This window comes from Streptomyces sp. NPDC058619 (assembly GCF_042717785.1).
Classification (GTDB): Bacteria; Actinomycetota; Actinomycetes; order Streptomycetales; family Streptomycetaceae; genus Streptomyces.
Genome location: NZ_JBHXQN010000045.1, coordinates 1 through 19,775, shown reverse-complemented (window position 1 = coordinate 19,775; position 19,775 = coordinate 1). Strand labels below are relative to the sequence as shown.

16 protein-coding genes are annotated in these 19,775 nt (G+C 73.6%); 13 read left to right on the top strand and 3 right to left on the bottom strand.

The annotated features are described in order from the left end of the window. The first annotated feature begins 79 nt into the window (after window positions 1–79). The 13 genes from ACFWTC_RS29995 to ACFWTC_RS29935 all read left to right on the top strand — a co-directional run bounded on the left by ACFWTC_RS29995 (window position 80) and on the right by ACFWTC_RS29935 (window position 16,775). A complete protein-coding gene (locus ACFWTC_RS29995) occupies window positions 80–961 on the top strand; it encodes a carbohydrate ABC transporter permease (protein WP_383931901.1) in 882 nt (293 codons plus the stop codon). Beyond that, window positions 958–1,797 carry a carbohydrate ABC transporter permease gene (locus tag ACFWTC_RS29990; RefSeq protein ID WP_383931891.1) on the top strand — a complete coding sequence of 280 codons (840 nt, stop codon included), beginning with the start codon at window positions 958–960 and terminating at the stop codon, window positions 1,795–1,797. Before ACFWTC_RS29995 ends, ACFWTC_RS29990 begins: the two co-directional genes overlap by 4 nt. A gap of 5 nt (window positions 1,798–1,802) precedes the next feature. After that, complete coding sequence (locus ACFWTC_RS29985; protein WP_384028026.1) at window positions 1,803–3,068, top strand: 6-phospho-beta-glucosidase; 1,266 nt, start codon at window positions 1,803–1,805, stop codon at window positions 3,066–3,068. After that, entirely contained in the window at window positions 3,059–4,054 is a 996-nt protein-coding gene (locus ACFWTC_RS29980; RefSeq protein WP_384028027.1) for an N-acetylglucosamine kinase, read from the top strand. Before ACFWTC_RS29985 ends, ACFWTC_RS29980 begins: the two co-directional genes overlap by 10 nt. Before the next feature lie 204 nt (window positions 4,055–4,258). Then, window positions 4,259–5,638, top strand: a complete 1,380-nt coding sequence (locus tag ACFWTC_RS29975; RefSeq protein WP_383931903.1) for a hypothetical protein — start codon at window positions 4,259–4,261, stop codon at window positions 5,636–5,638. Window positions 5,639–5,781: 143 nt separating this feature from the next. Further along, on the top strand, window positions 5,782–6,723 hold the full coding sequence (locus tag ACFWTC_RS29970) for a glutamate ABC transporter substrate-binding protein (RefSeq protein ID WP_383931905.1): 942 nt from the start codon (window positions 5,782–5,784) through the stop codon (window positions 6,721–6,723). 89 nt (window positions 6,724–6,812) lie between these two features. Then, complete coding sequence (locus ACFWTC_RS29965) at window positions 6,813–8,087, top strand: hypothetical protein (RefSeq protein WP_383931897.1); 1,275 nt, start codon at window positions 6,813–6,815, stop codon at window positions 8,085–8,087. Then, the gene (locus ACFWTC_RS29960; protein ID WP_384028028.1) at window positions 8,084–11,080 is read left to right on the top strand and encodes a tetratricopeptide repeat protein; all 2,997 of its coding nucleotides are present in this window, start codon (window positions 8,084–8,086) and stop codon (window positions 11,078–11,080) included. The genes ACFWTC_RS29965 and ACFWTC_RS29960 overlap by 4 nt, the downstream gene beginning before the upstream one ends. Window positions 11,081–11,083: 3 nt before the next feature. Then, window positions 11,084–12,694 carry a protein phosphatase 2C domain-containing protein gene (locus ACFWTC_RS29955; RefSeq protein WP_384028029.1) on the top strand — a complete coding sequence of 537 codons (1,611 nt, stop codon included), beginning with the start codon at window positions 11,084–11,086 and terminating at the stop codon, window positions 12,692–12,694. Window positions 12,695–12,727: 33 nt separating this feature from the next. Next, on the top strand, window positions 12,728–14,053 hold the full coding sequence (locus ACFWTC_RS29950; protein WP_383917309.1) for a VWA domain-containing protein: 1,326 nt from the start codon (window positions 12,728–12,730) through the stop codon (window positions 14,051–14,053). 47 nt (window positions 14,054–14,100) lie between these two features. Beyond that, window positions 14,101–15,168: an FHA domain-containing protein gene (locus ACFWTC_RS29945; RefSeq protein ID WP_383917307.1), complete on the top strand. Its 1,068-nt coding sequence runs from the start codon at window positions 14,101–14,103 to the stop codon at window positions 15,166–15,168. Between the two features lie 93 nt (window positions 15,169–15,261). Then, window positions 15,262–15,924 (top strand): HAD family hydrolase, encoded by a 663-nt coding sequence (locus ACFWTC_RS29940; RefSeq protein WP_384028030.1) that lies wholly within the window; start codon window positions 15,262–15,264, stop codon window positions 15,922–15,924. Further along, window positions 15,924–16,775, top strand: a complete 852-nt coding sequence (locus tag ACFWTC_RS29935) for a DUF1932 domain-containing protein (protein WP_384028031.1) — start codon at window positions 15,924–15,926, stop codon at window positions 16,773–16,775. Before ACFWTC_RS29940 ends, ACFWTC_RS29935 begins: the two co-directional genes overlap by 1 nt. 6 nt (window positions 16,776–16,781) lie before the next feature. On the opposite strand, the gene ACFWTC_RS29930 is transcribed toward ACFWTC_RS29935, so the two are convergent. The 3 genes from ACFWTC_RS29930 to ACFWTC_RS29920 are packed head-to-tail and all read right to left on the bottom strand — an operon-like array spanning window position 16,782 to window position 19,609. After that, window positions 16,782–18,278, bottom strand: a complete 1,497-nt coding sequence (locus ACFWTC_RS29930; RefSeq protein WP_384028032.1) for a hypothetical protein — start codon at window positions 18,276–18,278, stop codon at window positions 16,782–16,784. Window positions 18,279–18,332: 54 nt separating this feature from the next. After that, a complete protein-coding gene (locus tag ACFWTC_RS29925; RefSeq protein WP_384028033.1) occupies window positions 18,333–18,989 on the bottom strand; it encodes a guanylate kinase in 657 nt (218 codons plus the stop codon). Beyond that, entirely contained in the window at window positions 18,986–19,609 is a 624-nt protein-coding gene (locus tag ACFWTC_RS29920; protein ID WP_384028034.1) for an AAA family ATPase, read from the bottom strand. Before ACFWTC_RS29920 ends, ACFWTC_RS29925 begins: the two co-directional genes overlap by 4 nt. Window positions 19,610–19,775: the final 166 nt, after the last annotated feature.

The following is a 19,775-nucleotide window of genomic DNA, read 5'->3' as shown; positions in this document are numbered from 1 at the left end:
CGCGGACGACGCGGCCGTCCGCACCGCCCGCGCCGCGCGGACGAGGCGCCGGCGGTCCGCCCTGCGGACCGCGGCCTTCATGTCCCCCTGGCTGATCGGGTTCGCGGTCTTCTTCGCCTACCCGCTCCTGTCCACCGTGTACTTCTCCTTCACCCGGTACGACGGCTTCCGGCCGCCCGTCTTCAACGGGCTCGACAACTGGTCCTACGTCTTCACCGACTCGCCCGCCTTCTGGCCGGCGATGCGCAACACCCTGTGGCTCGTCGTGGTGATGGTCGGCTGCCGCGTCGCCTTCGGCCTCGGCATCGGCCTGCTCATCACGAAACTCAAGACCGGCACCGGGATCTTCCGGACCCTCTTCTACCTGCCCTACCTGGCCCCGCCGGTCGCCGCCACGCTGGCCTTCGTCTTCCTGCTCAACCCCGGCACCGGACCCGTCAACACCCTGCTGGACACGGTCGGACTGCCCACCCCCGGCTGGTTCACCGACCCGGTCTGGTCCAAGCCGGCGCTCACCGCCCTCGCCCTGTGGGGCGTCGGCGACCTGATGGTCATCTTCATGGCCGCCCTGCTCGACGTGCCGAGGGAGCAGTACGAGGCCGCCGAACTGGACGGCGCCGGCGCCTGGGCGCGCTTCCGCCACATCACCCTGCCGAACATCTCCCCGATCGTCCTGTTCGCGGTCGTCACCGGGGTCATCCAGGCCATGCAGTACTACACCCAGCCGCTCGTGGCCGGGAAGGTGGCGGCCGGGGTGATCGGCGGCTCGGGCCAGCAGTTCGAACCGGGCTACCCCGACAAGTCCACCCTGACCCTGCCCCAGCTCGTCTACAACCTCGGGTTCCAGCGCTTCGACTACGGCACCGCCTGCGTCATCGCGCTGGTCCTGTTCGCCCTGTCCATGGCCTTCACCGCGCTCCTGATGCGCCGCCGTGGCGGACTGATCGGAGCAGATGAGTGAGCACGCGCAGCCGCAAGGCCGTACTCCACTGGGTCGGGGTGCACTCCCTAGGCGTGGCCGCCGCCCTGTTCTTCGTCCTCCCGTTCGTCTTCCTCCTGCTGACCTCCCTGATGGGCGACCGGCAGGCCCTGACCCGCGACCTGTGGCCCGACACCTGGGAATGGGGCAACTACGCCGCGGTGTGGAACACCCCGGGCTTCCTGACCTGGTGGCGCAACACCCTGCTGTACGCCGGGCTCGGCACCCTGCTGACCGTGGTCTCCTCGGTGCCCGTGGCCTACGCCCTCGCCAAGTTCCGCTTCCGCGGACGACGCCTGTCGCTGATGCTCGTGATCGCCATGATGATGCTGCCGCCGCAGGTGGTGGTCATCCCCATGTACCTCTTCTGGGCGAAGCAGCTCGGCCTGACGGGCAGCCTGTGGCCGCTGATCGTCCCGATGGCCTTCGGCGACGCGTTCTCCATCTTCCTGCTCCGCCAGTTCCTGCTGACCATCCCCGACGAGTACCTCGACGCGGCCCGCGTCGACGGCTGCGGCGAGCTGCGCACCCTGCTGCGCGTCGTCCTGCCGATGGCCAGGCCCGGCATCGCGGCCGTCGCCCTGTTCCAGTTCTTCTACGCCTGGAACGACTACTTCGGGCCGCAGATCTACGCCTCGGACAACCCGGCCGCCTGGACCCTCAGCTACGGGCTGGAGTCCTTCAAGGGCGCCCACCACACCAACTGGAACCTGACCATGGCCGCGACCGTACTGGTCATGGCACCGGTGATCGTCCTCTTCTTCTTCGCCCAGAAGGCGTTCGTCGAAGGCGTCACCCTGACCGGAGTGAAAGGCTGATGACCATGAAACTCGCAGTGGTGGGCGGCGGTTCCACCTACACGCCCGAGCTGATCGACGGCTTCGCCCGGCTGCGCGACAGCCTGCCGGTCTCCGAGCTGGTGCTGATCGACCCCGCCGCCGGGCGGCTGGAGCTGATCGGTGGCCTGGCCCGGCGGATCTTCGCCCGGCAGGGCCACCCCGGGAGGATCACCACCACCTCCGACCTCGACGCCGGGGTCGAGGGCGCCGACGCGGTGCTGATCCAGCTGCGCGTCGGCGGCCAGGCCGCCCGGCTCCAGGACGAGACCTGGCCGCTGGAGTGCGGCTGCGTCGGCCAGGAGACCACCGGCGCGGGCGGCCTCGCGAAGGCCCTGCGCACCGTCCCGGTGGTCCTCGACATCGCCGAACGGGTGCGCCGGGCCAGCCCGGACGCCTGGATCATCGACTTCACCAACCCGGTCGGGATCGTCACCCGGGCCCTGCTGCAGGCCGGGCACAAGGCCGTCGGACTGTGCAACGTCGCCATCGGCTTCCAGCGGAAGTTCGCGGCCCTGCTCGACCTGGCGCCCGCCGACATCCACCTGGACCACGTCGGGCTCAACCACCTCACCTGGGAGCTGGGCGTCCGCCGGGGCGGCCCGGAGGGCGAGGACCTGCTGCCGCGGCTGCTCGCCGACCACGCGGACGCGATCGCCGGTGACCTGCACCTGCCGCGCGCCGTGCTGGACCGGCTCGGCGTGGTGCCCTCGTACTACCTGCGCTACTTCTACGCGCACGACGAGGTCGTCCGGGAGCTCGGCTCCAAGCCCTCGCGGGCCGCCGAGGTGGCCGCGATGGAACGCGAACTGCTCGCCCTGTACGGCGACCCCGCGCTCGACGAGAAGCCCGCGCTGCTGGCCGAGCGGGGCGGCGCCTTCTACTCGGAGGCGGCCGTGGACCTCGCGGCCTCGCTGCTGGGCGGCGGCGGGCCGGCCGTGCAGGTGGTCAACACCCGCAACAACGGCACCCTGCCGTTCCTCCCCGACGACGCGGTCGTCGAGGTGCAGGCCCGGGTGGACGGCTCCGGCCCGGTGCCGCTGGCCGCGCCCCGGCTGGACCCCCTGTACGCCGGGCTCGTCGCGCACGTGACGGCGTACGAGGACCTCGCACTGGACGCGGCGGTCCGCGGCGGGCGCGAGCGGGTCTTCAACGCCCTGCTGGCGCACCCGCTGGTCGGCCAGTTCGACCGGGCCGAAGCGCTGACCGACCGCCTCCTCGCGCACAACAAGGAGCACCTGGCATGGCTGTGACCCTCCCCGCGGTGCTGGCGATCGACGCGGGCAACAGCAAGACGGACGTGGCGCTCGTCGCGCCGGACGGCTCGGTGACGGCCACCGGCCGGGCCGGGGGCTTCCAGCCGTTCCGCACGGGGGTCGCCGCGGCCGTCGACGTGCTCGCCGAGGCGATGGCCTCCGTCGGGCTGGACCACCGCGGGGAGGGCGGCACCGGGCCGTGCGCCGAGTACGTCTCGGCCTGTCTGGCGAACGCGGACTTCCCGGTGGAGGAGCGGGAACTGGGCCACGAGATCCGGCGCCGCGGCTGGGGCCGCGTGACGGCGGTGCACAACGACACCTTCGCGCTGCTGCGCGCCGGACTGCCGCCGGGCGCCGCGCCGCGCGGCGTCGCGGTGGTCTGCGGCGCCGGCATCAACTGCGCCGGGATGACCCCGGACGGGCGGACCGCGCGCTTCCCCTCGGTCGGCCGCGTCTCCGGCGACTGGGGCGGCGGAGGCGGACTGGCCGAGGAGGCCCTGTGGTTCGCGGCCCGGGCCGAGGACGGACGCGGCGAACCGACCGAACTGGCCCGGGCGCTGCCCGCGCACTTCGGCCTGGCCTCGATGTACGCGCTGATCGAGGAGCTGCACCTGGGCCGGGTCCCCGCCGAGCGGCGGCACGAGCTGACCCCGCTGCTGTTCGCGGTGGCCGCGGCGGGCGACCCGGTGGCGCTGGCCCTGGTGCACCGGCAGGCGGACGAGGTGGTGTCCATGGCGACGGTGGCGCTGCGCAGGCTGGACCTGCTGGACGAGGAGGCGCCCGTGGTCCTCGGCGGCAGCGTGCTGGCCGCCCGCCACCCGCAGTTGAACGACCGGATCGCCGCGGGCCTCGCCGAACGCGCTCCGCACGCACGGATCTCGGTGGTCACGGCGCCCCCGGTGCTCGGGGCCGCGCTGCTCGGCCTGGACGCGCTCGGCTCCGAACCCTTCGCCCACAGCAAACTCCGTGCCCGTTTCGGGTGAACCCGCCCGAACGGGCCGCGCGTCTGGAACCGTGGCGGTCGCAGGGACGTATTGACGGTGAAGGGGCGCAGGGGACGCCCCCGGGGACGTATCGCCCAAGATCGAGGACCGGTGCTGTGACGGGCCGTCCCTGCGTCCATACTGCTGCGCAGGCTCCCGGCCACATCCGGGGGTGCACAGACCGAGGGGGAGGTCACGGTGGCCATCACGACACGCGCGCCCGCGCCGCCGGGCGCTCACGCCGGGCCGCCCGGCGGGCCGCCGGGACGGGGCACCGCATGGGCCGAGGGCGTGGAGCGGCTGCGCGCGGCCGCGACGACCGAACCCGGCCGGCTGCGGATCGTCGGCGCCGCCGTGGCCGCCCTGATCCTGCTCTTCGGCACGGTGAGCGTCTGGGAGATGTCCGGCCGGGTCGGCGCCGCCGAGGACGTCGTGGGCCGCAGCCAGCCGCTCAGCGCGGACGCCGCCAGCATCTACCGCTCCCTCGCGGACGCCGACACCACTTCCTCCAACGGCTTCCTCGCGGGCGGCCAGGAGCCGCGCGAGGTGCGCCGGCGGTACGAGAAGGACATCGCCAACGCCTCCAAGCTGCTCGTGAGCGCGGCCGCCAACACCCGGGTCGACGAGGAGTCCCGCGCGCAGATCTCCCTGCTGAGCGAGGGTCTGCCCCGCTACACCGGGCTGATCGAGCAGGCCCGCGCGACGAACCGGCAGGGCCTGCCGCTGGGCGGCGCCTACCTCCGGTACGCCAACGAGCAGATGACCACCCAGCTGCTGCCCGCCGCCCAGCGGCTCTACGAGGCGGAGACCCGGCGGCTCTACACCGACCATGACGAGGCCCGGTCCTGGCCGCTGGCCTCGATCGGCACCGGCCTGCTCGCCCTCGCCGCCCTGGCGTGGGTGCAGCGGCGCAACTACCGGCGTACGAACCGGGTCTTCAACCACGGCCTGGTCGCCGCGACGGCGGCCTCGCTGGTGGTGCTGCTGTGGCTGGTCGTGGGGCACACGGTGGCCCGGGCCGACCTGAGCCAGGCGCGGGCCGACGGGCAGGAGTCGCTGAAGGTCCTCAACGACGCGCGGATCGCGTCGCTCCAGGCGCGGGCCGGGGAGAACCTGACGCTGATCGCGCGGGGCGCCGTACTGGCCGAGGACAAGAAGTCCGACAAGTACGACGTGGACTTCACGCACAACATGAAGCAGCTGGACACCGGCCTGGCGGCGGCCCTGCGGCTCGCCGACGACCAGGCCGGCCGCGAGCCCCTGAGCCGGGCGGCGAACGGCGTGGAGCAGTGGAAGACGCGGCACGCGGCGGCCCGGGAGTCGGATCTCAAGGGGGACTACGCCGCCGCCCGGGACCAGGTCGTCGGCAACGACGCGCACAAGGAGAGCAGCGGCGCCGCCTTCGACACGGTGGACGCCTCCCTGGCACAGGCGGTTGCCCACGAGCAGCAGCAGTTCACCCGGGCGGCCCGGGACGGGCTCGGCGCCCTGGGCGGTTTGATGACGGGCGCGGCGGCCCTGGCGGCCCTCGGCGCGGCGGCGGCGCTGCTCGGTATCGGGCGCAGGCTTTCGGAGTACAGGTGAGAGCGATGCGGAAACGAGCGGTACGCGCCCCCGGGGCGAACGGCGCCGGCGCGGACCACGGGGTCCCGGCGGCGGAGCCGGGCGAGGCCGGCGGCGTCCGGCGGGCCTCCCGGCGCCTGCGCGGCTGGGGCGGGGTCAGCGCGATGGCCGCCGCCTGCGCGGTCACGGCCGCGGCCGTCCTGCTCCCGCTGGCCCAGGCCGCCCCGGACACCGGCCGCCCGGCCGCGGTCCACGGACCGGCCTCCCTCGCGGTCGCCCCGGCCGCGCCGGCCGACACCTGCCAGAACCCGGAGGCGAGCCTGCGCCCGTCCACCGTGGACGGGGCGACCATCGCCCGGATCAGGTCAGCGGGCAAGCTCGTGGCGGGCGTCGACCAGAACAGCTTCCGCTGGGGGTACCTCAACCAGGCCCGCGGCGGTGTCCTCGACGGCTTCGACATCGACCTGGTCCGGGCCATAGCCAAGGACATCCTCGGCGACCCCGACGCGGTCATCTACCAGGCCATCCCCACCAGCCAGCGCGTCCCCGCGCTCCAGGAGGGGCGGGTCGACGTCGTCGTGCGGACCATGACGATCAACTGCAAGCGCCTGGAGGACGTCGCCTTCTCCACGGCCTACTTCGAGGCGGGGCAGCAGGTGCTGGCTCCCAAGGGGTCGCCGATCACCGGTTACGACACCTCGCTGAAGGACAAGCGGATCTGCTTCGCGGCCGGTTCCACGGCGGAGGCGACGCTGACGGCCCAGTCGTACGGCTCGGTGCCGGTCACCGTGCCCAACCAGCTGGACTGCCTGGTGCGCCTCCAGCTCGGCGAGGTCGACGGCATCGTCACCGACAACGCCCTCGCCGCCGGCCAGGCCGCGCAGGACCCCTCGGTGCAGCTGGTCGGCTCGCCCTTCACCCGCGAGTTCTACGGCGTGGCGATGAACAAGGACGCCTCCGACCTCGTCCGCCGGGTCAACAAGGTGCTGGAGGACTACCGCGCGGGCGGGGGCGGCAGCCCGTGGATGACCTCCTACGGCGTCCACCTCAGGGCCGTGCTGCCCAACGTCGGCGGACCGCCCGAGCCCAAGTACCGGGACGGCTGAGGCCGGTGGCGGAGTCGCAGTCGCAGTCGCAGTCGCAGCAGCGGGCGCCGTCGGGTGGCGCGGAGTCGGGGGAGGCGGGATCGGCAGTGATGGACCGGGACGACGTCGACCGTGCGCTGGCCCGGCTGGGCTCGGAGCACGAGGCCGTGGAGACCTCCCTGCTCGCCCTCCAGGACCACGCCGGCCGCCGGCTGCTGGAGGGCGCCGCGCTGACCGGGATCACCGCGGAGCGCTGGGCGGCCGCCGACGCGGACATCACCCGGCTGTGGACGTACTTCGACGCCTACAGCGGGGCGCTGACCGCCGCCCGCAAGATCCGCGAGCGGCGCCGCTGGCCGAACCGCGAGGAACTGGCCGAGCTCACCGAGCGGCTGCGCGGGCCCGGGGTGCTGATCGCGGGGGCCGCGGTGGAGGGGTCCGCGCTGGCGGAGCGGTTCTCGCTCGCGGAGCTGGTGGCCCGGATGAACGAGCTGTACGCCCGCTCCCTCGACGTGGTGGTGGCCGCCGACGCGGTCTGGTCGGCGCTGCCCGCCCGCATAGACCTCCTCGGCGCCGAGTTGCACCGCACCCGCTCGCTGGCCCACTCGGTGGGCGTGCGCCCCGGCGAGCACCCCTCCGGCGACGACCTGGAGGACATCACGGCCGAGCTGACCGGGCTGCGGGCGCGGGTGATCGAGGACCCGCTGGCGTTCTGGGTGCCGGTCGCGGGGAGTTCCGCGCCCGGCGGCGGCCGGCCCGACACCGGGCGCTACGACCGCGCCGCGCTAGCGCTGGAGGACGTACGCCGGGAGGTCGAGGCCGTACTGGACGTGCGGCAGGACGCCGAGCAGCGGCTGATCAGCCTGCGGGACGTGCTGTCGCGCGCGGACCGGACCCTCGCCGAGGCGCGGACCGCGCGCGGCGAGGTGCTGGCGAAGATCGCCGCGTCCGAGGTGCCCGCCGTGAGCGGGCCGCCCACGGCGCTCCAGGAGCAGCTCGCGGCGGCGGCCGAGCACCGGCGCAGGTCCCGGTGGCACCGGCTCTCGCCGCTGCTGGAGTCCCTGGAGGAGCGCGCCGAGGAGGAACTGCGGCGGGCCCGTGAGTCGTTGACGGCGGTGACGGCCCCCCTCGCCGTCCGGGCCGAGCTGCGCGGACGCCTCGACGCGTACCGGGCGAAGGTGGCCCGGCACGGAATGGCGGAGGACCCGGTGCTGATCGAGCGCTACGACACGGCCCGGCGGATGCTGTGGAGCGCGCCCTGCGACCTGCGGGCCGCCGAGATGGCGGTCCTGCGCTACCAGCAGGCGACCGCCGAGTCACTGCTGCCCCAGCAGCCCCTGCCGGATCACCACTGGCCCACCGGGCCGGGGAAGGAGGACGCATGAGCCTGACCGGAACGACGTGCGTTCGCCCCGGCTGCCCGGGGACGTACGAGGACATGGGCGGCGGCGAGCTGTACTGCGACACCTGCGGGCTGGCGCCGGCCGGCGCGGTCGCCGCGGGGGCGGAGGAGCTGGTCTCGCCGCCGACGGGGATGACCAGCGCGGCGAAGGGCTCCCTGGGGTCCGGCGGGTCCCGGGGCTCGGGGGGCTCGGCGGGCTCGCACGGCTCCCGGGGTTCGCACGGCTCCCACGGCTCGGCGCGGTCCTCGGGGTCGGCGCGGTCCTCGCGCTCGTCCCGTTCCTCGCAGTCCCGGCGCTCCGTGTCGGGGCGGCTGTCCCGGGCCCTGTCCGGGACCGCCTCCACCCGGTCGGTGTCGGTCCGCAGCTCGGGCTCGGCCTCCTCGTCCTCGGGGCGCGGGCGGCTCGGCGCCGGGCTGGTGACGATGCCGGAGGTGCCGCGTCCGGACCCCTCGGCGGCGGTCCTGGAGAACCCGGAGGTGCCGGAGCGCAAGCGGTTCTGCTCGCGCTCGGACTGCGGGGCCCCGGTGGGGCGTTCCCGGGGCGAGCGGCAGGGCCGGACGGAGGGGTTCTGCACCAAGTGCGGGCACCCGTACTCCTTCGTGCCCAAGCTGCGCGCGGGCGACGTGGTGCACGGCCAGTACGAGGTGGCGGGCTGCCTGGCGCACGGTGGGCTCGGCTGGGTGTACCTGGCGGTGGACCGGGCGGTCTCGAACCGGTGGGTGGTGCTGAAGGGCCTGCTCGACACCGGGGACCAGGACGCGATGGAGGCCGCGATCTCCGAGCGGCGCTTCCTCGCGGAGATCGAGCACTCCAACATCGTGCGGATCTACAACTTCGTGGAGCACCTGGACCAGCGGACCGGTTCGCTGGACGGGTACATCGTCATGGAGTACGTCGGCGGCAAGTCGCTGAAGGAGATCGCCAACGAGCGGCGCCGGCCGGACGGACGGCGCGATCCGCTGCCGGTCGAGCAGGCGTGCGCGTACGGGATCGAGGCGCTGGAGGCGCTCGGCCACCTGCACAGCCGGAACCTCCTGTACTGCGACTTCAAGGTCGACAACGCGATCCAGCAGCAGGACCAGCTGAAGCTGATCGACATGGGCGCGGTCCGCCGGATGGACGACGACGAGTCGGCCATCTACGGGACCGTGGGCTACCAGGCGCCGGAGGTCGCGGAGCTGGGCCCGTCGGTCGCCTCCGACCTGTACACGGTGGCGCGGACGCTGGCGGTCCTGACCTTCGACTTCCAGGGCTACACCAACGTGTTCGTGGACTCCCTGCCCGACCCGGAGCACATCGAGGTGTTCGGGCGGTACGAGTCCTTCTACCGGCTGCTCGTCCGGGCCACCGACCCCGACCCGGGGCGGCGGTTCGCGTCCGCGCAGGAGATGGCCGACCAGCTGACGGGCGTGCTGCGGGAGGTGGTCGCGCTCCAGACGGGCCGGCCGCGGCCGCAGCTGTCGACGCTGTTCAGCCCGGAGCTGCGGGTGCCGGACACCCGGCTGTTCGCGGACGAGCCGGGCCGGGAGGTCTCGCACCTGGGCGTACGGCCGGTCTCCGCCCGGCGGCGCGGCCCGTTCGGCCGCGGCGCGGCGGGAACGGACGGAGCGGGAACGGGCACTGCGGCACGCGGGGTTGCGGGAAGCGGGGTTGCCGGAAGCGGAGTTGCCGGAGCCGGCGGTACGGGAGCCGGCGGCGGCCCGTCCGGCGGCACCGGACCGGTCGGACCCGCCGCGCACGGCGCCGTGGCGCACCCCGGTCCGGCCGCGCCCGGCGTGCTGCCGTACCCGGTGGCGGGTCCCGCCGCGGGCCACGGGCCGGGGGGCCGCGCGGCCGCGGTCCACGGGCCCGGGGGCGCGGCCGCCCCGCCCGGCGCCGCGTACGGGACCGGGGCGCCGCTGCCCGCGCTCGGGACCACCGCCACGCACGTGGCGGGCGGCGCCGTGCCCGCGCCCCGGCAGGCTCCGGCCGCGCCCCCCGCGCCGCGGCACGCGGCGCCGCCCGCCTCCGGACCCGCCCCGGCGGTGGCCGCGGCGTCCCGTACGGCGGGCCTGGCGCGGCTCGACGCGCGGGACACGGCGCTGGCCCTGCCGGTTCCGCTGGTGGACCCGGCCGACCCCAACGCCGGTTTCCTGGCCGGACTGCTCGCCTCCGCCCCGGCCGACCTGCTGGGCGCGCTGGGCTCGGCGCCCGCCGACTCTGCCGAGCTGCGGCTGCGCGAGCTGCGGGCCCGGCTGGAGCTGGGCGAGCTGTCGGTCGCCGGGAGCACCCTGGCCGAGCTGGAGGACCGGCACCCGGACGACTGGCGGGTGGTGTGGGCGCGCGGCATCGCCTCGCTGGCCGCCGGGGACGACGAGATCGCGGCCCTGTCCTTCGACGCGATCTACGACGCCTTCCCGGGCGAGCCCGCGCCGAAGCTCGCCCTCGGGCTGTGCGCGGAGGTCCTCGGCCAGCTCGACAACGCCGCCGAGTACTACCGGCTCGTCTGGATCACCGACCCCGGGTTCGTGAGCGCGGCCTTCGGGCTGGCCCGGGTCCAGTTGGCCGCCGGAGACCGGGACGGGGCCGTGCACACGCTGGAGTCCGTGCCGGAGGCGTCCATCCACTACACCGCCGCGCGGGTGGCGGCCGTACGCGCACGTCTGCGCGACCGGTCGCCGCAGGAGCCGCTGCTGGCCGATCTGCGGGCCGCCTCCGACCAGGTGGAGGCGCTGCGGCGGTTCGGGCTGGACCCGGAACGGCAGGAGCGGCTGGCGACCGAGGTTCTGGGCTCGGCCCTGGACTGGGTACTGTCGGGTGGCCGGGGTTCCGACCCCGGCCGGACCTCGCTGCTCGGCAGTCAACTCGACGAGCGCGGACTGCGCTTCGGACTGGAGCGCTCGTACCGCGTCCTCGCCCGGCTGGCACAGCGGGGCGAGGAGAGGATCGAACTGGTGGAGCGGGCTAACCGTTTCCGTCCCCGGACGTGGGTGTGATTGATGTCGATGCATCGGCTGTCGGGCTGCCCCGGCTGCGCGGAACCCCTGGAGGACGGTGACCGCTTCTGCGGCGTCTGCGGCTACGCCGTCACCGCCCCTCCCCCGGCTCCGGCCGCGGACCACCCCACCATCCCCCTCCCGCCGCCACCGGGCGCCGCACCCGCGCCGGCCGCGGCGCCTACCCCGGCTCCGGCCCCCGCTCCGGCTCCGGCCCCCGCTCCGGCTCCGCCCGGCGACGGCCACGGCGCGGCCGGACCTGCGCCCGGCTGGGGCAGCGTGGCGTCGGCCGCGCCGACCCTCGTCGGCGACCCCGCGGGCTGGACCGGCGCCCCGCCGGAGCCGGGCGCCGCGTACGGGACCGGCGGCGAGCCGGCGTACGCCACCCCGCGCGCGGCCACCGCGCCCCCCGCGGCCCCGCCCGCACCCGCCGCCCGGCACGACCACCCCGGCAGACCCCCCGGGGACACCGGGCCGGAGCCCGGCGCCGAGCCGGCGCAGGAGCACCACCGGTACGACGGCCCCCCGGCCACCCCGCAGGGCGCGACCTCCGGGCACGAGGGCTCGTACGCCGCCCCGCAGGGAACGGCCCCGGGCCACGGGGACCCGTACGGCACCCCGCAGGGCGCCGGTCAGGGCGGCAACGGCACGCCGCCCGAGGGAACGCCCGCCGGCGGGAGGACCTGCGTCGCCTGCCGGGCCGGACACGTGGACACCGACGGCTACTGCGAGCACTGCGGGCACGCCCAGCCCAGGGAGCGGGACCACCAGGAGGAGGAGCTCGGCAGCGTCGCCGCCGTCAGCGACCGGGGGCTGCGCCACCACCGCAACGAGGACGCGTTCGCCGTGGCGGCCACCGCCCTGCCCGACGGCTCCGCCGCCACCGTGGCCATCGTCTGCGACGGCGTCTCCTCCGCGAGCCGCCCCGACGAGGCGTCGGCGGCGGCCGCCGCAGCAGCGAACGAGGCCCTGCTCGACGCGCTCCCCCGCGGCGCGCACCCCCAGGAGGCCATGCACGAGGCGATCCTGGCCGCCGCCACCGCGGTCAACGCACTGGCCCCGGAGACCCCGGGCGCGCAGAACGCCCCCGCCTGCACCCTGGTCGGCGCGGTCGTCAGCAGCGGACTGCTGACCATCGGCTGGGTGGGCGACAGCCGTGCGTACTGGGTGCCGGACGACCGGGCCGCCCTGCCCCGCCGCCTCACCGAGGACGACTCCTGGGCGGCGCAGATGGTCTCGGCCGGCCTGATGGGCGAGGCCGAGGCCTACGCCGACGTACGCGCCCACGCCATCACCGGCTGGCTCGGCGCCGACGCGTACGACCTCGAACCGCACACCGCCACCTTCAAGCCGGACCACCCCGGCGTGGTCGTCGTCTGCACCGACGGCCTCTGGAACTACGCCGAGTCCGCCCGCGACATGGCCCGGGTGCTGCCCGCGGACGCCGCCGTCCGCCCCCTGCACAGTGCGCAGGTCCTGGTGGGGCACGCGCTGGACGGCGGCGGCCACGACAACGTCACCGTGGCCGTCGTGCCGTTCGCGGCGCAGCCCGATCCCCAACCGGAACCGGGAGCCGGACCCGAAACGGAACCGGCACCGCGCCCGCAGGCCTGACCCGCCTGCCCGAGCCTTCTAGGAGACCGACCGATGGCGAACTTCGCCAAACCGAGCGCCCCGCGCTTCACGCTGGAGGTGTACCAGAACGAGTTCCTCCCCGAGGGCGGGCGGGACGTCCACGCGATCGTGACGGCCACCTCCACCGGCGGGGCCACGGCCACCCGGGCGTCGGCCCTCCAGGGCACGGCGGCCGTCGTGATCATGGTCGACTGCTCGGGGTCGATGGAGTACCCGCCCGAGAAGATGCACGGGGCCCGCGAGGCCACGGCCGCCGCCGTGGACACCCTGCGCGACGGCACCTCCTTCGCCGTGATCGCCGGCACCCACGTGGCCAAGGAGGTCTACCCGGGCCAGGGCCGCCTCGCCGTCGCCGGGCCGGCGACGCGCGCCGAGGCCAAGGAGGCGCTGCGGGGCCTGCGCTCGGGCGGCGGCACCGCCATCGGCACCTGGCTGCGGCTCGCCGACGGCCTGCTGCGCCAGTCCGCCGCGGTCATCCGGCACGGCATCCTGCTGACCGACGGCCGCAACGAGCACGAGGAACCGGCCGTGCTGCGCGCCACCCTCGACGCCTGCGCGGGCCGCTTCACCTGCGACGCCCGCGGCGTGGGCACCGACTGGGAGGTCAAGGAGGTCACCGGGATCGCGAGCGCGCTGCTCGGCTCGGCCGACATCGTGGCCGACCCGGCGCACCTCGCCGGGGACTTCACGCACATGATGGAGAACGTCATGGGCAAGGAGGTCGCGGACGTCGCGCTGCGCCTGTGGACCCCGGTCGGCGTGGAGATCCAGTACGTCAAACAGGTGGCTCCCGCCGTCCAGGACCTGACGGGCCGCCGCTCCGAGGCGGGTCCGCGGGCCGGCGACTACCCGACCGGCTCCTGGGGCGACGAGTCCCGCGAGTACCACGTGTGCGTGCGCGTCCCGAGCGCCTCGGTCGGCCAGGAGATGCTCGCGGCCCGCGCCACGCTCGTCCTGCCGGGGGCGGCCGGCGAGCCGCCGTCCGTCCTGGCCCAGGGACTGGTCCGCGCGGTGTGGACGGACGACCTGGCCGCGTCGACCGCGATCAACCCCCAAGTCGCCCACTACACCGGGCAGGCGGAGCTCGCGCAGGCTATCCAGCAGGGCCTGGAAGCGCGCAAAATGGGCGACGTCGACGGCGCCACGGCAAAGCTCGGCCGGGCGGTGCAATTGGCGAACGTGTCCGGAAACTCCGACACCGCGAAGCTTCTGTCGAAGGTGGTGGATGTCGTGGATGCGGCGGCGGGTACTGTGCGGCTGAAAGCCAGGGTCACCGACGCCGACGAGATGACTCTCGAAACCCGGTCGATCCAGACCGTCCGAGTGAAGAAGACCTGAGAAGACCTGACGTGATGACGCAGGGAGAAGAAGGGGGAAGCGCCGCCATGCCGACCTGCCCGAACGGGCACCAGTCCGCCTCCGACGACTGGTGCGAGGTCTGCGGCCACCGCATGGCTGCCCGGGAGAGCGCCCCCGCCGCGCCCTCCTACGGCTACGGCTACCCTCCGACCTCCGGCGAGCCGACCACCCAGGCCGAGCTCTGCCCGCAGTGCCGGACCCCGCGCGAGGCCATGGCCCCGTTCTGCGAGGAGTGCCGGTACAACTTCCTGACGCGTACGCCGACCTCGTACGCGCCGCCCGCCACCCCGGACCAGGGGCCGCAGGGCAACCAGGGTCCGCAGGGCGGCCGGGGTCCGCAGGGCAGCCAGGGCCCCCAGGGCAACGGCCCCGGCGGGCCGGGCACCACGCCGCCCCCGCCGCCGCCCGCGCAGAATCCCGGCGCGTACTCCCAGGACCACTTCGAGTACCAGGGCTCGCGGCCCTCCCGGGTGAACCGCGGGGCCGAGCCGCTCCAGCGCGAGGACGACTGGCTGCTCCCGCCTCCCGCGCACGAGCCGCAGCAGGAGTACCAGCAGCCTCCGCAGCAGCACCAGTACCAGCAGCAGCCCCCGCAGCAGGAGTACCAGGAGTACGCGCCGCACCAGCACCAGCCCTCGTACCAGCAGCACCAGCCCCACCCCCCGCAGTCCTTCGCTCCCCGGGGCGGCGGCTCGTGGTCGGCGACGATCGGCCCGGACCGCTCGTACTTCATGGCGATGATGCAGCGCAGCGGCCCGGAGGCGGCCGCGCTCAACCTGCCCGCGTACTCCCCGGAACAGCACCTGCCGCTGTCCGGCGGCCAGATCACCATCGGCCGCCGCCGCGCCTCCACGGGCGAGTCCCCGGACATCGACCTGTCGGTGCCCCCGGAGGACCCGGGCGTCTCCCACCAGCACGCGGTCCTGGTCCAGCAGCCGGACCTCAGCTGGGCGGTGGTGGACCAGAACTCCACCAACGGCACCACGATCAACGGCGGCGAGGAGCCGATCCAGCCCTACGTCCCGGTCCCCCTGGCAGACGGTGACCGCGTCCACGTGGGCGCCTGGACCACCATCACGGTCCGCCGCACCTAACCACCCCCGGTCCGCCGGGGCTGCTCGCCAGCCCCGGCAGGCCCGTGCGTCCCATCCACCGGACCGGCGGGCCGTACCCGCTACGCTGCGGTGGTGCAGCGCCTCGCTCTTTTCGACCTGGACGACACGCTGATCGACCGCCGCCACACCCTCAGCGCGGTGATCACCCGGTTCGCGTGCCGTCACGGTCTCGACGCCGCCGAGCGTGCAGCGGTCCTGGACCTCGTGGCGGAGCGTGCCCGTCCTGACGACTTCTCCGCGGTCCGCAGCACATACGGTCTGTCCTCCTCCGCCGAGGACCTGTGGCGGGCGTACGTCGAGGACACGGCCGAGCTGACATCGTGCCCCGAAAACGTGCTGGAGGGCCTGGACACGCTGAGGGGGAGCGGCTGGAGAGTGGCCGTCGCGACGAACGGACCCGCTGACATCCAGCGGGCCAAACTGCGCGCCACCGGCATCGCGGGTCACGTCGACGCGGTGTGCGTATCCGGGGAAGTCGGTGTGCGGAAGCCGGACCGAGGGCTGTTCGCGGCCGCCGCCCAACTCTGCGGGATGTCCGTGGAAAAGGGTGGGTGGATGGTGGGCGACGACCCGGTCAAGGACATCGCGGGCGGCAGGGCCGCCGGACTCCGCACCGTCTGGATCGGCAGCCCTTCCCAATGGCCCGCCGCCCATACCCCGCCCGACCGGGCAGCGCCCACCGCACGGGCAGCACTGGAGCTGCTCGTGGAGCACTCCCGACCGAGGAGGATCTGATGCCGGCCGCCGCAATCACCGTGGGGCTGCTGCACCCCGGCAGCATGGGGGCCGCCTTCGGTGCCCAGCTCCGCACGAAGGGAACGACCGTGCTGTGGTGCCCCGCGGGTCGCAGTGACGCGACGCGAAGCCGGGCTGAAGCTGCCGGAATCGAACCGGTCGCCCTGCCGGAACTGCTGGACCGGTCTGACGTCGTCCTGTCCCTCTGCCCGCCCGCCGCAGCCGAGAAAACCGCCGCCGAGGTCCAAGCGTACGGCTTCGCGGACCGGACGTACATCGAGGCCAACGCGATCGCACCGGAGCGGATGCGACGCATCACGGAACTCCTCATCGGGGCGCACGTCGTCGACGCCGCGGTGATCGGATCACCTCCCGTCGGCGGCAAGAAGCCGGCCCTCTACCTGTCGGGATCAGAGGCCCACACCCAATGGGCCGCGCGTCTCTTCGACGGCACCGACATCAGCGCACGGGACCTGGAAAGGGAGATCGGCGCCGCATCCGCTCTGAAACTCGCCTACTCCAGCTATCAGAAGACCTCTCGCGTCCTGGCTGCCCTCGCCTACGCGGCCGCCCGGACGCACGGTGTGGGCGAAGAGCTCGTCTCCATCGCGGCCAAGCGCGCCGGCAGCTATCTCACGGAGACCGACTACATCCCAAAAACCGCCTCCCGGGCATGGCGTTGGGGGCCGGAACTCGACGATGCCGGTGACCTGCTCAGCGATGCGGGCCTGCCTGACGACCTGATGCGGGCGGCTGCCCGCACCCTCGAACACTGGGACGCTGCACGCGACAGCTCCTTGAACGTCGACGAGGCACTCGCCCTTCTGACCTCTGATCCCCGTCAGAGTTGAGGGCCCTCACCGCACGAGCTTGCGGATGACGATGCCGACGGTCAGCGTGGTGAAGAGCAGCCCACCCCCTGTGCATCCCACTGCCAGCGCGGTCCAGGCATGTGTCTTCAACTCGGACGGGGCACCCACTCCGATGTTGAGCCAGAGGGCGCAGGCCAAAGTGAGGGCCTTGCCTGCGGCGACCACGTCAAGCAGTCCGCCGTCGGCAGAACCGCCCCCCAGACCGGACAGATGCAGTAAGGCGCCCGTGGACACCATTGCGCCGCCGAGCGTGCGCGCCGGGTTGCGCGCCCGGACGCCCCAGCCGAGGACTCCGCCGAGTAAGCCCCGTCCGACGAGGCGATGGAGCAAGGACCCGCCCTCCGCCTCCCGCTGGCGGGTGAAGTAGTAGAGCTGGTCACCCTCCGCCATCCGGCGCCTCTGCTGCAGAGTCGTGCGTACCGCCTCCAGTGCGCCCGGGCTCACGCGGGTGAAGACTCGTTCGAGGAACCCGGTGACCTGCTCGTCGTTGCGGAAGATTGCATCCCCGAGATCGACTTCGCGGATGCTGCTCGTTCCGGCCAGTCGGAACCGCGCGGGTCCACTCGGCAGTGCGAGCGACTGCACCGTGCTGTCCGCCAGCTCCACCACCAGTGGAGAGACCTCGTCCGCCCCGGCACGGAGCCGGGCGATGCTCGAGGAGCGAATGGCCAGTTCTGCCATACCGACTGCTGCGACCGGCTCCGGTATCCCGGGTTCCCGACGCTGTGCAGGAACGGTGGCCACATGGCGCAGCCCCCGCACCTCGGCCGTTCCCCGGACCTCGCTGTCCGAGAGGGCACTCGCCTCCCCCGGGACCACCATGCCGTTGATGCGCAGCCCGTCCCTGCAGCGCACTCCCGTGCCGCGGAAGGGGGCGTCCACGCGGACCCGCCGGAGCAGCAGAGTCGACACGTCGACCTCGTCCAGCGTGAGACCGGCCAGCCAGAGGTCGTCGAGCGACATCGTCTCGGTGATGTTCAAGCTCTCCAAGGCAACCGTCGGGCGACGCCGCCGTCCGACGGCTGCCTGACTTCGCAGGCTCACCGTTGCCGCCCGCAGGCGCTTGAGGTGGACGGGGCCCCGCATGGCCACGATCTGGACCGAGTCCGTCACCCGTACGCCTTCGAACCTCGTCAGGCCGCACGAATGCACGTCCAGGACCTCGAGCGTCGATTCGCTGACGTCGATCTCACAGTTCAACGGGGTATTGCGGATGATCAGCCGGCCGATGCGCGAGTTGCTGACCAGCAGGGCGTCGGCCGTGCAGTGGTCGATGATCAGCTCCTCGACGACGCAGGACCGCACGGCGATGATTCCGTCCGTGCTGACCCGTGTCAGAGCCAGCCGTCCTGCGGTCAGCGAGTCCAGGACGAGGGAGTCGTCGATGTCGCGCTGGCTGATCGCCAGGTTCCGCTCCCCGCCCGTCGGCACCTCCACCCGCGCGACGCGCGCCAGCGCGTCCAGCGTGCTGATCGCCCCCATCACTCCCCCTCCGTCCCGGCACGTGCGCGTCCGCCGGGCGATTCCCCATGGACCTCACGGGTGAGCCGTGACGATCCCTTCAAGCAGCTCGGACAGCCCCCCGGGTCGCGCGTACTCCCACCCGGGTCGCGCGTAGAACGTTTCCACCAGCTCGGCGGTGCGGTCCGGATCGGAGTGATCGGAACGCACCAGGAGGTGGAAGAGCCGCTCGTCCTCGGGCACTGCGGCGAGATCGGCCAGGGCTTCGTCCCAGGCCGCGAGGCGGTCGGCCGTATCGTGGTCGCCCCGGCCCCGAGACCTCTCGCCACACACCACGCGGGGCACCCACAACAGCACGCACAGCCAGGGTTCTTCGACTGCGGCGGTGAAGGAGCGCAGGTGATCGACGCTCCCCATGTGCACCACGGGTATGCCCCCACCCGCACGCATTGCGTCCATGTCGGCACGGTCGATGGCGTAGGTGTTGCCGTAGCGCTCCGTCTCCAGGACCACCCGTCCTGCTGAGCGCAGGGACACGAGCTCGTCACGGGTGGCCATCCGGTACCCGGCGGCGCGCCCCGATCCGACCTTGACCTTGGGCAACTGACCGAACCGTGCGTCGCGCCGCGCCAGGGCAGCGCTGATCGTGTCCTTCCCCGCTGTCGGCGGACCGAAGAGGACGACTCCTCCGCCCGTTCCGCCGTCTTTCCCGGGTCCTGGTCCCACGGTCACGCGCCGGCCTCCTCGTAGCGGTCGGCCAGCACCGCGGCGACCGATTCCACCTGCTCCGCGAGCGGAGTCATCGCGGTGACACGGTTGTCGACCAGGTGGAACTCGCCGACGGGGCGTCGCTCCGACGGAATCGAGGCCGCGTACTGCCGCCAGTTCGTGAGCTTCCAGGTATCCCGTGAGGCGTTGCGTGAGGTGAGTCGTTCACGCATTGAGGACGCGTCGCTGTCCACCCACACCATCTCCAGGCCCGCGCCCAGTCGGGAACAGTGCCGACGAGTACGGCTGACCCACTGCGGGTCGGTGACCTCGCCCAGGAACGGCGCCACCGCGACGACGGTCACCCCGCATTCGAGGTTCTCCCAGCAAGCCTTCATCAGGGCCTCGTACTCGAGCGGCCGCACGGTCTCGACGTACAGACTGCTCTGCCGGTCGTCGGGGTCACCGTTGAGCTGTCTCAGTAACGACTCCGTCAGGGGCCGGGTCAGCGTGTCCTTGTCCAGCAGGGGCCAGCCGGTCGCCTGCGACATCATCTTCCCCGCCTCCGACTTCCCGGACCCGGCGTATCCGGTGACCAGGACGAGGGCGACTGTCCGACGGGGCGGCGCGGAATCAGTACTCAACGAGACTCCCCCAGGTGTGACCGTTGTACCCAGCGCACTCTAGCGCCCAACCCCGTTGACGGGCGCGAGAGTTAGACCGACCGGCAAATGGATCATTTGAGGCGCCGGGTGGTGGGGCGGCCGTCCCAGCGGTAGCGGCTCGTTGCTCGGCGGATGAGCATGCGGA

Bases quoted from the DNA above. Each gene is read 5' to 3' on its own strand.
- ACFWTC_RS29965 (WP_383931897.1), top strand. From the start codon at position 6,813: ATGGACCGGGACGACGTCGACCGTGCGCTGGCCCGGCTGGGCTCGGAG.
- ACFWTC_RS29955 (WP_384028029.1), top strand. From the start codon at position 11,084: ATGTCGATGCATCGGCTGTCGGGCTGCCCCGGCTGCGCGGAACCCCTG.
- ACFWTC_RS29930 (WP_384028032.1), bottom strand. From the start codon at position 18,278: ATGGGGGCGATCAGCACGCTGGACGCGCTGGCGCGCGTCGCGCGGGTG.
- ACFWTC_RS29960 (WP_384028028.1), top strand. From the start codon at position 8,084: ATGAGCCTGACCGGAACGACGTGCGTTCGCCCCGGCTGCCCGGGGACG.
- ACFWTC_RS29985 (WP_384028026.1), top strand. From the start codon at position 1,803: ATGAAACTCGCAGTGGTGGGCGGCGGTTCCACCTACACGCCCGAGCTG.
- ACFWTC_RS29970 (WP_383931905.1), top strand. From the start codon at position 5,782: ATGGCCGCCGCCTGCGCGGTCACGGCCGCGGCCGTCCTGCTCCCGCTG.
- ACFWTC_RS29980 (WP_384028027.1), top strand. From the start codon at position 3,059: ATGGCTGTGACCCTCCCCGCGGTGCTGGCGATCGACGCGGGCAACAGC.
- ACFWTC_RS29945 (WP_383917307.1), top strand. From the start codon at position 14,101: ATGCCGACCTGCCCGAACGGGCACCAGTCCGCCTCCGACGACTGGTGC.
- ACFWTC_RS29950 (WP_383917309.1), top strand. From the start codon at position 12,728: ATGGCGAACTTCGCCAAACCGAGCGCCCCGCGCTTCACGCTGGAGGTG.
- ACFWTC_RS29995 (WP_383931901.1), top strand. From the start codon at position 80: ATGTCCCCCTGGCTGATCGGGTTCGCGGTCTTCTTCGCCTACCCGCTC.
- ACFWTC_RS29935 (WP_384028031.1), top strand. From the start codon at position 15,924: ATGCCGGCCGCCGCAATCACCGTGGGGCTGCTGCACCCCGGCAGCATG.